Annotated in this window: 7 protein-coding genes and 3 pseudogenes; 4 read left to right on the top strand and 6 right to left on the bottom strand. The window is 65.8% G+C overall.

Annotation, left to right across the window (positions count from 1 at the left end; translation table 11 throughout):
- The 3 genes and pseudogenes from A5777_RS21985 to A5777_RS21975 all read right to left on the bottom strand — a co-directional run.
- Positions 1 to 1,098, bottom strand: a 1,098-nt coding sequence (locus A5777_RS21985; protein WP_064864606.1) for a Mu transposase domain-containing protein, incomplete at its 3' end; no start/stop codon positions are given.
- Positions 1,099 to 1,233: 135 nt separating this feature from the next.
- A pseudogene (gene opgC / locus A5777_RS21980) lies at positions 1,234 to 1,863 on the bottom strand (OpgC domain-containing protein); the annotation flags it as partial.
- 74 nt (positions 1,864 to 1,937) lie between these two features.
- Complete coding sequence (locus A5777_RS21975; protein ID WP_064864604.1) at positions 1,938 to 3,725, bottom strand: AMP-dependent synthetase/ligase; 1,788 nt, start codon at positions 3,723 to 3,725, stop codon at positions 1,938 to 1,940.
- A gap of 231 nt (positions 3,726 to 3,956) precedes the next feature.
- On the opposite strand from A5777_RS21975, the gene A5777_RS21970 reads away from it, so the two are divergent.
- The 3 genes from A5777_RS21970 (at position 3,957) to A5777_RS21960 (ending at position 10,470) form a co-directional block, all read left to right on the top strand.
- Positions 3,957 to 5,714, top strand: a complete 1,758-nt coding sequence (locus A5777_RS21970; RefSeq protein WP_064864602.1) for a DEAD/DEAH box helicase — start codon at positions 3,957 to 3,959, stop codon at positions 5,712 to 5,714.
- 170 nt (positions 5,715 to 5,884) lie between these two features.
- Entirely contained in the window at positions 5,885 to 6,217 is a 333-nt protein-coding gene (locus A5777_RS21965; protein WP_005207805.1) for a rhodanese-like domain-containing protein, read from the top strand.
- 95 nt (positions 6,218 to 6,312) lie between these two features.
- Positions 6,313 to 10,470, top strand: a complete 4,158-nt coding sequence (locus A5777_RS21960) for an AAA domain-containing protein (RefSeq protein WP_064864600.1) — start codon at positions 6,313 to 6,315, stop codon at positions 10,468 to 10,470.
- Positions 10,471 to 10,473: 3 nt separating this feature from the next.
- Here the strand turns inward: A5777_RS21960 and A5777_RS21955 are convergent, their stop codons facing one another.
- Together A5777_RS21955 and A5777_RS21950 are read right to left on the bottom strand one after the other, a co-directional pair.
- Entirely contained in the window at positions 10,474 to 11,298 is an 825-nt protein-coding gene (locus A5777_RS21955) for an NAD-dependent deacylase (protein WP_064864598.1), read from the bottom strand.
- The gene (locus A5777_RS21950) at positions 11,295 to 11,744 is read right to left on the bottom strand and encodes an HIT family protein (RefSeq protein ID WP_005207802.1); all 450 of its coding nucleotides are present in this window, start codon (positions 11,742 to 11,744) and stop codon (positions 11,295 to 11,297) included. The genes A5777_RS21955 and A5777_RS21950 overlap by 4 nt, the downstream gene beginning before the upstream one ends.
- 499 nt (positions 11,745 to 12,243) lie before the next feature.
- Here A5777_RS21950 and A5777_RS21945 point away from each other — a divergent pair.
- Positions 12,244 to 14,221 (top strand): annotated as a pseudogene (locus tag A5777_RS21945) (fatty acid synthase subunit beta domain-containing protein); the annotation flags it as partial.
- A 29-nt stretch (positions 14,222 to 14,250) separates the two neighbouring features.
- On the opposite strand, the pseudogene A5777_RS25865 reads toward A5777_RS21945, so the two are convergent.
- A pseudogene (locus A5777_RS25865) lies at positions 14,251 to 14,355 on the bottom strand (hypothetical protein); the annotation flags it as partial.
- Positions 14,356 to 14,451 lie beyond the last annotated feature (96 nt).

Genomic DNA, 14,451 nt, shown 5'->3' with positions numbered 1-14,451 from the left:
CGTGGCGAGGCGGTGCCGCGCGATCACGATGCCCGAATCGGTGGCGATGTCGATGTGTCCGTCCCCGAGCCGCTCGCTCACGGTGACTTCACTCATCGCCACCTCCGGCGGCACCGAGTACTGGTTGCCGCGCCACGCCACCAGCGCCTGGCGCGATACCGTGCGCATCTCGGTGAGCGTGGCCGGATACGGAGCCGCTGGTGGGGCGCTGAGCGGTTCGCGAGCGGCCACCGTGATCACACTCGCCCGACCATCAGAGGTCGGGCGCATCCGTGCATCCGAGCGGGTGCGGCAGAAGGTGTCGCAGCTGGTTTGCGCTTGTTCGGGTGTCGTCTCGTCGGGAAGGGTGCGCCACCAGCGTTGTGCAGCAGTGTGATTGGACTTCTCCACCACACCCTTGCGATTGCCTCTGCGAGGTGGGCACACATCGACCGAGACCCCGTAATACTTGGCCACGTCAGCGAACTCGGCGGTCAACGCGCCGGTCGACGGGTGGCAAACCGTCGCCATCCGGTCAAATCGCCACGACTTGGTGACCCCGCCGAGTCGGCGGGTGATGCGGTCGATCCCGGCGATCACCTGCGGGCGAGTCATATCCGGCGCCAGGTAGCCCCGCCATTTGCCGGAATGCGCCAACGACCCGACAAGCAGGAATGCTGTTGAACCCCAACCCCATTCGTCCGGCGGGTTCGGTAACTCCACCCAATCCCATTGCGTCTCCTCACCCGGCGGATGCTCGATGACCGCGTTCGCCCGCTCCGTCACCAGGGCGCACGCCTCACATGTCGGACGCAGGCCACGTTGCCGGATCTGGCGGGTCAATGTCGGATAGGACTGGGTGTAGCCGAGGTCCTCGAGTTCGTCGCACAACGTCCGTGACCACAGATGTGGGTCCTCAACCAGACGCGCGGTGACGTAGGCCAGGAACGGCTCGAACGGATCCGCCGCCGACTTCTTACGCTCGCCCGGGCTGCGCTCACCGTTGAGGTAGGCGCGAATGGTTTTCCTGTCGTGCCCGGTGTGGCGGGCGATCGCCGAGATCGTCCACCCCCGTTTGTGTAGTGCATGTACTTCCACATCGTTCTCCCGTGTCAACATGAAAGCGGGCCTCCCGAGATAGTTGGTGAGTGGTCAGAGACCATCAGCATCACGGGAGGCCCGCCTACTCTGGCGGTGCCACACGGGTGGGGAATTCAGATGAGCATCACTGGGGAATTTCGATGAGCGCCGTCATCGTCGCCAGTTCCAGCCGATCACCAGTGCGGGCACGAACATGATCTGCCACGCTGCCCAGTTCTCCGTCCGCGGAGACGCCATCGACTGGGTCAGGAAAAACCAGTCTGGGGAGTGAATCTGCGAGATCGCGTACAGCGCGAACGATGCGCACAGCACCGCGACCCACCATCCACGCATCAGAAGGGGGAATACGACATACGCCGAGGTCATCAACACCAGGTACAGCAACAAGATGTTGCCCTCACTGGGCAGGTAATCCATTTTCAGCGCGAGTCGGATACCTTCACCCCACCCATCGATCGGAAGTAGGAGCGTCAGCCAGCGATGCCCGGCCATCGCCGCGGCGACGGCGACGAGCGCGATCGTCAACTGGCAGAGATACAGCACGACGATCCGTTTGGTGAGACGTCGGTAGGCGAACCACAATCCGTGGCGTTCGATCCACCGCTGATACACCAGGCCCAGAACGAATCCCGACAGCAGGACGAACGCAGACATCCCGTCGACGTAGGGGAACGAGTGCGTGGGCTCGGCGATGCGCATTCCCAGGGCGAAGTGCGCCGTGATCATCGACCAGATGGCGACGCCGCGCGTGGCGTCGATGGCGAGATCACGGGTCATGGTCATTCGAGCGTAGAAGACCGCACCCCGCGTAGCCGTGCAGGGCCACGCGGGGTGCGGTTTGACTGTCTACTAAGCGATCACGTGTAGAGGTCGGCGATCGCCTTCTGATGGGCCGAGTGGATGATGTTGCGCTTGAGCTTCATCGTCGGCGTGAGCTCGCCCGAATCGATCGTGAAATCGGTGTCGAGGATGTTGAACTTCTTGATCGCCTCGGCCTTGGAGACCTTCGCATTGGCGGCGTCGACAGCCTCGGTGATCTCCGCGCGCAGCTTGTCGTTGGAGGCCAGCTCGGTCAACGGGGTGTCGGCAGCGAGCCCGTTGCGCTCGAGCCAACCGGGAACCGCCTCGGTGTCGATGGTGATCAATGCGGCGATGAATGGTTTGTTGTCGCCGACGACGAGGCACTGGCTGATCATTGGATGCGCGCGGATCGAGTCCTCGAGCTGGGCGGGGGAGACGTTCTTGCCGCCCGCGGTGACGATCAATTCCTTCTTACGGCCAGTGATGTAGAGATAGCCGTCATCGAGACGTCCGACGTCGCCGGTGTGGAACCATCCGTCGCGAATCGCGTCGGCGGTGGCGTCGGGGTTGTGCCAGTACTCGGTGAAGACCACAGGTCCCTTGACGAGAACCTCGCCGTCCTCGTCGGCAATCGCGATGGTCACGCCGGGAATCGGCCGCCCGACAGAACCCACACGCTGGTGCTCTTCGCTGTTGGCGGTGATTGCAGCTGTGGTTTCCGACAGGCCGTAGCCCTCGTAAACCGGCACACCCGCGCCACGGAAGAAGTGCCCGAGGCGCGCTCCGAGTGGGGCTCCGCCCGAGATCGCACCGTCGCAGTTGCCGCCGAGTGCGGCACGCAGCTTGTTGTAGACCAGGGCGTCGAACACCTTGTGCTTGAGCTTGAGCACGATGCCGGGTCCGCCCTTTTCCAACGCCTCGCTGTACTCGATGGCGGTGTCGGCGGCCTTGTCGAAGATTGATCCCTTACCGCCGTCGTATGCCTTCTGCTTGGCGGAGTTGTAGACCTTCTCGAACACGCGCGGCACCGACAACACGTAGTTCGGCTTGAACGTGGCGAGATGCTCGACGAGGTGCGGGATATCGCTGGTGTGACCCACGATCACGCCGCTCTCCAGGCTTGCGACGGCGATGACGCGGGCGAAGACGTGTGCCAACGGCAGGAAGAGGAGCGTCGAATTGCCCTCTTCGAGGCCCGAGCCGACGGCCTCGCGGGTCGCCGCGCATTCAGCGAGGAAGTTCGCATGGGTGAGCACCACGCCCTTGGGGCGGCCGGTGGTCCCCGAGGTGTAGATCAGCGTCGCGGCGTCGGACGACACCGTGTTGGCGTGTCGCGAATCGAGTTCGGAGTCGGGAACATCCGCGCCACGTTGTGTCAGCTCGTTCACCGCGCCGTCGTCGATGACGAAGGTCTCACGAAGCGCCGGCAATGCGGCGGTCACCTCGCGGAACTTGTCGCGATGGTTGTCGTCCTCGACGATCAGCGCGACGGTTCCGGAGTCGTCGAGAAGGTACTGAACCTGATCAGGTGCAGAGGTCTCGTACACCGCGACGGTTGTCGCGCCCGCACGCCAGATGGCGTAGTCGAGGAGCGACCACTCATACCGCGTGGCCGAACAGATCGCGACGCGGTCGCCCGGCTCGATGCCCGACGCGATGAGGCCTTTGGCCACGCCGTCGACCTCGTCGGCGAAGTGTTTGGCGGTCACTGTGATCCACTGACCGGACGACAATCGCTTGAACAATGGCAGTGTCGGGCGTTCGTCGCGATAACGAAGCAGAGTGTCGACCAGCGTGGCCTTGTCTTCGACGGTCAGATCCGACGGAGTGGCGTACTGCTGCATGTAGGTGGCCCCCTGGGACGTGGTATCCGGCATTTCGGACATAGACATAACGGACATAGTCGAGGTCGGGCGGGATGCCGCTCGGATATGTTGCCACAGAGGGTAGCAGGGAAAGTGGTGCTCATCACATTCAGGTGTGATCGACTCGGGTCATGACCGTGCGGCACGTGAATGCCGCTTTTGGCCCGCCCGCGGATTAGAGTATGAGTCGATGAACGGGACACGCAGACCATGACCGACAGCCCGACCACAGATGCGCCGTCGATCACATTCGACGATCTCGACATCGACGAACGCGTACGCAACGCCATCGCCGATGTCGGTTACGAGACCCCGTCGCCCATCCAGGCGGCCACGATTCCACCGCTCATGGAGGGTCGCGACGTTGTCGGTCTCGCCCAGACCGGTACCGGCAAGACCGCCGCGTTCGCGATTCCGATCCTGTCGCGGATCGACCCGCAGATTCGACGCCCGCAGGCGCTGATCCTCGCGCCGACCCGTGAGCTCGCACTCCAGGTGGCCGAAGCGTTCGGCAAATACTCGGCACATATGCCCGATGTACGTGTGTTGCCGATCTACGGCGGACAGAGTTACGGCGTGCAGCTCGCCGGTCTCAAGCGTGGCGCGCAGGTGATCGTCGGTACGCCGGGACGCGTCATCGACCACCTCGACAAGGGCACACTCGACATCTCCCAACTCGACTTCCTCGTGCTCGACGAAGCCGACGAGATGCTGACGATGGGATTCGCCGAGGACGTCGAACGCATTCTCGCCGAGACTCCCGACGACAAGCAGGTCGCGTTGTTCTCGGCGACCATGCCGAGCGCGATCAGACGGCTCGCCCAGCGATACCTGCACGATGCGCAGGAGATCACGGTCAAAGCCAAGACCGCGACCGCCCAGAACATCACCCAGCGCTATCTGCAGGTGTCTCACCAGCGCAAACTCGATGCCCTGACGCGCTTCCTCGAAGTCGAGACGTTCGACGCGATGATCGTCTTCGTCCGCACGAAGTCGGCAACCGAGGAACTCGCCGAGAAGTTGCGCTCGCGGGGGTTCTCCGCGGTCGCGATCAACGGCGACATGGTGCAGGCCCAGCGCGAGCGGACGATCAATCAGCTCAAGGCGGGCGGGATCGACATTCTCGTCGCCACCGACGTAGCCGCCCGCGGACTCGACGTCGACCGGATCTCGCATGTGGTCAACTACGACATCCCGCACGACACCGAGTCGTACGTGCACCGCATCGGACGCACCGGACGTGCCGGACGATCGGGTAACGCCCTGCTGTTCGTGTCACCGCGCGAGCGTCACCTGCTGCGCGCGATCGAGCGAGCAACACGCCAACCGCTCACCGAGATCGATCTGCCATCCGTCGACGACGTCAACGCCCAGCGCGTCGCGCGTTTCGCCGACTCCATCACCGAGAATCTCGCGTCGGAGAATCTCGACATGTTCCGGCAACTGATCGAGAACTACGCCCGCGACAACGACGTGGCGATGGCCGACATCGCGGCCGCGCTGGCGCTCGAGACCCGCGACGGTGGATTCCTGATGGCACCCGACCCGCCGAAGGGTGAACGTCCCGAGCGTCGGGAACGTGCGCCGCGGTCGGGTGGCGGCAACTTCGCCACCTATCGGATCGCTGTCGGACGCAAACACAAGGTGTCTCCGGGTGCGATTGTGGGCGCGATCGCCAACGAGGGCGGACTGACCCGGGGTGATTTCGGCAACATCAGCATCCGCGACGACTTCTCGATCGTCGAGCTTCCCGAGGACCTCGACCGTGAGACGTTGGATCGCCTGAGGCACACGCGGATCGGCAAGAACCCGATCGACATCCGTCGCGACCAGGGCCCGCCTCGCGCACGTGGCGGTAAACGTAATGGTCAGGGCGGTGGCGGCTTCAACCGTGACCGCCACGGCAAACGCGGTGACAGCTGGGGGAAGCGCGGTAATCCGCGCGTCGCCGGCCGTAGTCGGGGCTGACATAGCCGACCGAAGGATTCGCTGCGCGATACAACGGGTTGAAACCTGTGACCAGGCTGATGATGCGAAGGTGGACAGATCGATATCTTTCCGTAACCTTTTTTGGGGGAGAGCGGTCGATCCGGCTCCCGGCAAGCACGTAGAAGTTCTAGTTCAGGAGTGAGTCACCAGTGTCAGTGGTGAGTTCGATTACCGCAGCAGAAGCCATCGATCACGTCGAGCACGGAGACGCAGTCGTCGTCGACGCCCGTCCGCAGGTCGTCCGTCACCAGGGCAGTGTTCCCGGCGCGGTCGTTGTCGACCCGAATGAGGTCACAACTCGACTCGCGCCCACGCCGACCGGTTCTTTCCCGCTGGTCAGCAACCGCGACACCGAGATCGCCGTCGTCTCTGTGCGTTCGCAGGCACCGCGCATCGCCGAGCAGATCGCTGACCTCGGCTACACCAATGTGCACTACGTCGACGGCGGTTTCCCCGCCCTTCGAGGCACCTCGGTTCGCTGAGCTGCACCGCCACAGTGCTCGTCGACACGACCGGGCCTCCGCGGCCTTGGTAGCGTTGATGAACTCTGGTATCGCGGCGGGAAGGCAGCAAGCGCATGATCAACGACACTCCTGATGAGCGTCGGGATCAGGTGTCGAGGCTGATCGGTTTCCTCCGCGGCCTGGTCCGGTCACGATCGGTGTCGGTCACCACCGTCGACTCGCATCCCGCAGTCGTGTGGGTAGGCAGGTCGACGCCGGTGCAGGTACGCACGGGAGCGGCGCCAGGACAGACCGTCGTCGAGGTATCTCCGGACGATGACACGTATTCGCAACTGTCGACGATCCTCGACGACCTCGTCGCCGATCCCGAGGCGCTCGAGATCGTCCTCGCCAACGGACTGGTCACCGTCGTCGACAAGGAGAACGACGCCGAGCCCCTCGTTCGCGAACACCTGCTGACTCAGGACGTCGTCGCGGAACGCGACACCGATTCGGGGGTCATCCGGATCTCGCTCGGATCCGCGGGCGTTCCGATGATCCACGACACCCACCTGCTCGCCTCCATCGACGGCATCGACCTGTCCGAGGCGGTCAAGCAGCGGGGACGTGTAGCAGGCCTGACGAACATCGCAAATTCTGCTGCGGGACAACTTGTTTCCGCGTGGCGCGACAACGTCGTCATCGACGACGATCACGTGTCACTGACCATCGACCTCGCGCCGGCCATCGTTCTCCGCAACCGCGGAACGGGGTCGGCGTTGCGCTTCTACGACGCCATGCTGGCGGCACTGCGCGAGCCGGACACCGAGGTGCCGATCGGGCTGTCGCAGCTCGTCGCGCCCATCGAGGCAGCAGACCGGCTGGCGGCGCTCAGCGGGCCGGGAACGACTCCTGCGGCCGAACTCGTCGCCGATGCGATGTTCCCGCTCGCGTCCAATGTCGAGCAACGTGACGTGCTGGCCCAACTCGGTGTCGACAGCGGCGTGGTCGTCGAAGGACCACCTGGTACCGGCAAGACCCAGACCATCGCGAACGTCCTCTCGGCACTTCTCGCCAAGGGGCAGCGCGTGCTGGTGACCAGTGAGAAGGTCAACGCGCTGCAGGTGCTGCGCGACATCCTCCCGCCGGAGCTACGCGAGTTGACCGTTTCGCTCGCCGACATCAGCACCGACAGTTACGACGCCGTGGTGTCGGGCGTCGAGGCGATCGCCGACCGCAAGTCCAGTTTCTCACCCGGTGTCGCCGACGCAGAGATCGACGACCTCGCCTACCGCCGTGCGCAGGCGGTCGATCGGCGCGAGCGTGCGCTCCGCGGTCTGTGGGACCTGCGTTCGTCCGAGACCGAGGTGCACGAGTGGGTTGCGGGCGACTATCGCGGTACCGCGGCGTCGATCGTGCGCGCGTGCAACGCCGACGCCGAACGTTTCGACTGGCTTCCCGGGCCGCTCGACGGCGCTTTGCCTCCACTGGACGGCGGCGAGTTCACCCGACTGCTCGAACTGCTTCGCCGCGTCGGTGACGATTCCGGGCGTCTCGCGCAGCGACTGCCGGACCTCGACGACTACCTACCCGACACGATGACGATGGACGCGATCTGCGAACGGATCAGACAGCGACCCGAGGAGCCGATGGTCGGTAGCGGTTCGTTGATGTCGATCCTGTCGGACGTCGGAAGCGAACGGTTGCTGCGGATAAAGGGGATCTGCGATCACCTCGCGGTGGCCTCCGGTGAGGTCGCGACGTTCCCGCCACTGGTCGTCGACATGGCCGACAGGCTCCTCGCCGGTCAGGAAGCGCACCTGTGGTCGCGCGTCACGGCTCTCTCGTCGGTCATCGCCGACGCCGCGCAGCGTGACCGGGCGATCGGCGCGCACGTCATCGTCGTCGAGAACGCGAGGCCTGGTGACAGTGAGCGGTTCGCAGCTGCCGCGACCTATCTTCGCGAGGGTGGACGCTGGCGTGGCCGCCTCCTGAGATCCGAACAGCAACGGGCAGTAGAAGAATCGGGCGCCATAGCCAGCGTCGACGGCCACGCAGCCACCGACGCCGACAGCCTGGCGCTCGTCGCTGATCACCTCGCGGTCCTCGATGCCGTGAGTCAGGTGCATCGCGTGCTCGCGGATCTGCATGTCCCCGTCGACACCGCCGGTTCCCGATCCAAGCAGCTCAGCCAGCTCGTCCGCCTCGACACGCAGCTCGCCTGGGTATCGGATCTGCTTTCTGCGCGTGATCAGTTGATTCGCGAGCTCGAGTACATCAGTCCCGGTGGCCCGCGCCCGCGCAGCGTCGCGCAGGTCGCAGAGGTTGCCCACCAGGGTGCGTCGATCGCGGCGGCCAACGATGCGATTCTCGCCGAGCAGGAACTGGCCGATCACGCGTACCGGCTGTCAACCGAGGTCGAAAGGGGACCGTCGCCCGAAGGCGATGCACTTGTCGCCGCACTGGCCAACGCCGATGCGGAGGCGATCAGGGCGGCGCGACGTGCGTTCACCACTGCGCGTGGTGAGCTGAACGACCAAGCGGCCGTCGATCTGCTCGCTCTGCGGCTGCGCGGCAAGGCACCGGAGTTCTACGCGGCGCTGGCCGCAACAGCTGACGACCCGGCGTGGGACGCGCGCCTACGTGACGTGGTCGGCGCGTGGGAGTGGCGTCGGGCGCGGACCTGGGTGGCCGAACGCAGCGACCCCGACGCCGAGGCGCGTCTGGCGTCGGCACTCGACGAGGCCGACGCCGACATCGCACAGTTGACCACCAAGCTCGCCGCCGCGCGCGCGTGGCGGGCGTGTCTCGCGCGCACCACCGTCGCCCAGGTGCAGGCGTTACAGTCCTACCGCGACCACATGATCAATCTCGGCAAGGGATCGGGCAAGCACGCCAACCGATTCCGGGCTGCCGCGCGCGAAGCGATGGAGCAGGCGCAGTCGGCAGTTCCCGCGTGGATCATGTCGACCAGCCAGGTCGCCGATATGCTTCCGCCCGAACCGAATTCGTTCGACGTCGTGATCGTCGACGAGGCGAGTCAGGCCGACATCACCAGTTCGTTTCTGCTGTGGCTCGCGCCCCGCGTCATCGTCGTCGGCGACGACAAGCAGTGCGCCCCACGCGGACTCGCCGGAACCTCGCTCGACGATGCGTTTGCCAGGCTCGACGCTGAGCTTCCCGATCTCCCGCATTATCTCCGCGACGGGCTGACACCGCGATCGAGTCTGTTCTCGTTGCTGCGCAGTCGATTCGGTCACCTTATCCGACTGCGTGAACATTTCCGGTCGATGCCGGAGATCATCGAGTACTCGTCGCGACAGTTCTACGGTGGGTCGCCACTCGTTCCCGTTCGACAGTTCGGTGCCGATCGGCTCGATCCCCTGCGGACCGTGCGGGTCGACGGCGTGGCCTCCGGCCAGGGGCAGTCGTTGGTGAACGAAGGCGAGGCCGCGGCGATCGTTGCGACACTGCTCGATTGCCTCGCCGATTCCGCCTATGCCCAACTCGATTTCGGCATCATCGCGCTGCAGGGAGCCAAGCAGGTCGATGAGATCACCCGTCTCCTGCGTGAGGCCGTCGACGAGGAGACCTGGCGTGCGCGTCGTATCCGGGTGGGCACCCCGCCCGACTTCCAGGGCGACGAACGACATGTGATGTTCTTGTCGATGGTGGTCTCCGACCCCGCATCACTGAGTGCCCTCACCCGCGCAGAGTCACAGCGTCGAATCAACGTCGCCGCGTCGCGCGCGATGGACCAGGTGTGGTTGTTCCACTCGGTCGGACTCGACGATCTGCGTCCCAACGACCTGCGCTACTCGCTGCTGGGCTACATGCAGGCAAATCAGGGACCGACCATCGCTCCGATGCCCTCCGACGTCCCCGACGACGAGCGAGTCGAACCTTTCGACAGCCTCTTCGAGCAGCGGGTGTTCAACCGCTTGGCCGCGCTCGGCTATCACGTGACGCCGAAAGTCCTTGTCAACAATCGGGTCATCGATCTCGTGGTCACGGGTTCGGAGGGCCGGATGGCCGTCGAATGCGACGGAGACGAGTTCACCTCGACAGGCGCGCAGGCGCGCTCCGACATGGAGCGCGAGCGTGAATTGCGCCGCTGCGGTTGGGAATTCGCGCGCGTGCGCGAATCGGAGTTCGAGCTCGACGCCGACGCCGCGCTCGCCGCGGTGATCCGGCTTCTCGACCGTCGAGGCGTCAAACCGGGTTCGGTATCGGCGACGGCCTCCCGCGAGGCTGCTGCGTGGGAACCGATCGACCTGACCGGAGCGGAGTAGCAGCTATCGGTTGCGCCGTGTGGCACGCACGCGTTCGGCGATCTCGGGTAGGCCTCGCGCGGCGGTGGTCCGAATGCTATGCGTGGCAACAGAACTCAGTCCTGACGGTTCCGGGTTGAGTTCGATGATCGGAATGCCGCGGTTCGCTGCGCGCTCGGGCAGCGCCGCGGCGGGGTAGACGATCCCGCTCGTCCCCACGACGAGGACGGCATCGGCGACGTCGAATACCTGCTCGGCACGTGCCCACGGCTCCGCGGGGAGTGGTTCGCCAAACCACACGACGCCCGGCCGTACCGGCGACAGACATATCGGGCATGCGGGCGGCTCGACCGGGCGTTCGTCGGTGGCTGTTGTCGGGTCGGCATCTCTGCCCTCGTAGGGGTGTCCGCAGCGCGAGCAGCGGGGAGCGAAGAGGGAACCGTGTAGGTGGCTGACCACCGTGTTGCCTGCACGCTCGTGTAGGTCGTCGACGTTCTGTGTCACCACCATGACCGATGGTGCGTCGTCGGCCTCGTCGGTCGGCTCTGCCAGGGTGCTCAACGCCAGGTGTCCTGCGTTCGGGGCGGCCTGTCGGACCAGGTGCGCGCGCCACTGGTACCACCCCCACACGAGGGCGGGGTCGGCATTGAACGCCTGCGGGGTCGCCAGTTGCTCGGCGTCGAAGTTTTCCCAGAGTCCCGTTTGTGCGTCGCGGAAGGTCGGCACACCGCTGTCGGCCGACATTCCCGCACCGGTGAACACAGTGATCCACTCGGCACCCGCGAGGGTGTCGATGGCGGCCTGGGGGATCTGCGCATCAGGAGTGGTGAGGGCGTCGTCGTAGGTCATGCGCGTCCGATCTGTTCGAGGACCGCCGCACGCACCGTGGCCGCGGTGACGTCGGGGGTCTTGTCGCGGCGCACGAGCAGCGATCTCGCCATGCGGAGCTTGTCGCCGCGGTGACGGGGGATCACATGAAGGTGCGTGTGGAAGACGGTCTGGAAGGCGGCCTTTCCGTCGTTGACGACGAGATTCACCCCATCAGCAGGCGAGTCGTCGCGTGTCAGCGGCGTCGTCCGCAATGCGGCCGCGACAACCTGTCCCGCACGCATCAGCGCAGCGCCGTCGTCGGGAGCCAGATCTGCCAGGCCCGCCGAATGCGTTCGGGGAACGATGAGGGTGTGCCCACGCGAGACCGGCTTGATGTCGAGGAAGCCCACCACGGCGTCGTCTTCGTACACCTTTCGGGCCGGCGCGGAACCGTCGACGATCTGGCAGAACACGCAGTCGGTCATCCCTGAACCCTAACGACTTCGCCGCCCGGGCTCGACAGTCCCGCGGGCGTGGCATGTCGCAACGAGCGACACGTAGTGCGACAGGTCACATAACGATTATATAACGAGCGTAGGGCGCCTCGATCGGAGCTCGAATCAGCAAGAAAATGCGCCGCGAACTGGTCGGATGTGCACATGGTTTCGGCGGCGGGAAGCGGCGTCATTTGTTACCGGCGGGACTACTCGCGGGTATACCTGGGGGTCGGGAACAACATGAGGAAGTCCTCACGTTTATGTGCCATCATGAGTGCCACGTTCATGTCGACGACGTTCCATGCGGAACTGTCAGTCGCCCGCCACAGCGTCAAAGGTGTTGCTGGGCAAGCATGTTCGTGAGAGACACGTGCGCGACCCGGCGATATCCCCCCGCCGCCGGGTCGTGCCACGTGGTGCTCTCGCACGAGACCCAGACAACTCCTGCATCGCATATCAACCGAGCCCCGAACCACGAGGAGAGCCCGTGACCGTCGACCAATTCCGCCCAGGGCACCACGGAAGCCGCAACACCGGACGCCCTGCAGAATCCCTGATCGATCGGCTCGCAGCAGGTGAGCAGTACGCGATCAGCTTCGGTGGACAGGGTGGTCCGTGGTTGTCGACACTGGCCGAATTGGTCGTCGACGCCGATCTAGAGCAGAAGCTGGCGGGAGCAGTCGCCGTCGCCGAGCGCATGCTCGCCCCCGTTGCCGACTCCATCGAGATCGCCCGCCCCGACGGCTTCCATCCGCTCGCGTGGGTGCGTGCAGCCGATGCAGGCGAGCCGGTGCCGTCGGACGCCGAGCTCGCCGACTTCGCACTGAGCGGGCCCGGTGTGCTCCTCAGCCAGGTTGCCGCCGTCGAATCACTCAAGAAGCAGGGCCTCGATCCCGATGCGATCGCACCCGTCGCCGTCGTCGGACATTCGCAGGGATCACTCGCTGTCGACGCCATCCGGCACGGCGAGAGCGGCTGCGGACAGCTACTTGCGATCGCGCATCTCATCGCTGCCGCGGGCACGCTCGTTGCTCGACGTCGTGGCCTGGCGAGCGGTCCCGACGGCTCGCCGATGCTGTCGATCACCAACGTTGCCCCGGCACGCATCGACGAGATCCTCTCGACCTATCGCGCGGGGCTGCCTGACGCCGAATTGGTCACCGCACCCGTGATCGCCATTCGCAACAGCCGTCGTTCGGTTGTGCTGTCCGGCGCACCCCGGCACCTCGCGGCGTTCGCGGCGGAGTGCGAGCGCATCGTGGCCGCCGAGGCCGACGACCGCAAGCGAAAGGTCACCGGCGGCGCGCCCTTCGCCCCCGTCTTCGACGAGCTTCCCGTCAGCGTCGCATTCCACCACCCCGGCATGGCACCGGCGGTCGATCTGGTGCGCGAGTGGGCGCAGACCTGCGGAATCGACGCCGACTCCGCTGCCGGTCACGCCGAATCGATTCTGGTCGCACCGGTCGACTGGGTTGCTCAGATCGACGCCGTGATCGCCGACGGCGCCGCGTGGATTCTCGATTTCGGTCCCAGCGATCTCGCAACGCGACTCACCGCGCCGCTCGTTCGGGGGCAGGGCGTCGGCCTGGTGGCCACCGCACTTCGCGGAGGTCAGCGAAACCTGTTCAGCCCCGGTGGAATTCCGGAGGTCGCACGCCGTTGGTCCGACTTCGCCCCGACGCTGGCTGAGCTCGCCGACGGTCGGCGCGTCGTGCAGACGGCGTTCACCCGACTGACCGGGCGCTCTCCGATGTTGCTTGCGGGCATGACCCCGACCACAGTTGACCCGGCGATCGTCGCCGCCGCGGCAAACGCGGGCCACTGGGCCGAACTCGCCGGCGGTGGCCAGGTGACCGAAGAGATCTTCGCGCGCAACGTCGCCACGCTCACCGACCTCCTCGAGCCCGGCCGCGAGGCACAGTTCAATGCGCTGTTCCTTGATCCGTACCTGTGGAAGCTCCAACTCGGCGGCAAGCGTCTCGTGCAGAAGGCGCGGGCGCAGGGCGCTCCGATCGACGGCGTGATCGTGTCGGCGGGTATCCCCGAACTCGAGGACGCCGTGGCCCTCGTCGACGAATTCGTCGAGGCAGGACTGCGTTTCGTCGCATTCAAGCCCGGCACCGTCGAGCAGATCCGTTCGGTGATCCGCATCGCCGCCGAGGTACCGCACCACCCGGTCATCGTGCAGATCGAAGGCGGGCGCGCTGGCGGCCACCACTCATGGGAAGACCTCGACGACCTGCTGCTCTCCACCTACGCCGAGCTGCGCGTGCGTGACAACGTCGTCATCTGCGTCGGTGGCGGCATCGGTACGCCCGAGCGCGCCAGCGAGTACCTGACCGGCGAATGGGCAACAAGGCACGGTTATCCCACCATGCCGCTCGACGGCATCCTGATCGGCACCGCGGCCATGGCCACCGCCGAGGCCACCACGGCGCCGGAGGTCAAGCAGTTGCTCGTCGAGAAGTCGCCCGCAGCGCGACGCGGCGTTGTCGACCTCGTGGATGTCGGCGCCGAGTTGGCTTCGGCCCGAGGCCATTCCGTGTGCGGCACGGCCTGCGCCGATCCAGTCGTGGCCCCCCGCGGGGTGGGGGCGCAACTGCTTGACCTCCGGCGCCGTGGTGGGCGGGGGGGGGGGGCGGGGGGCGGGGGCGGGCAGGATGCCGGCGGGGGGGGGGGGGGGGTGACCGGGCCG

The organism is Gordonia sp. 852002-10350_SCH5691597 (assembly GCF_001665715.1).
Lineage (GTDB): Bacteria > Actinomycetota > Actinomycetes > Mycobacteriales > Mycobacteriaceae > Gordonia > Gordonia sputi.
The sequence above is the reverse complement of the archived record's forward strand: the minus strand, read 5'-3'. Positions and strand labels throughout refer to the sequence as shown.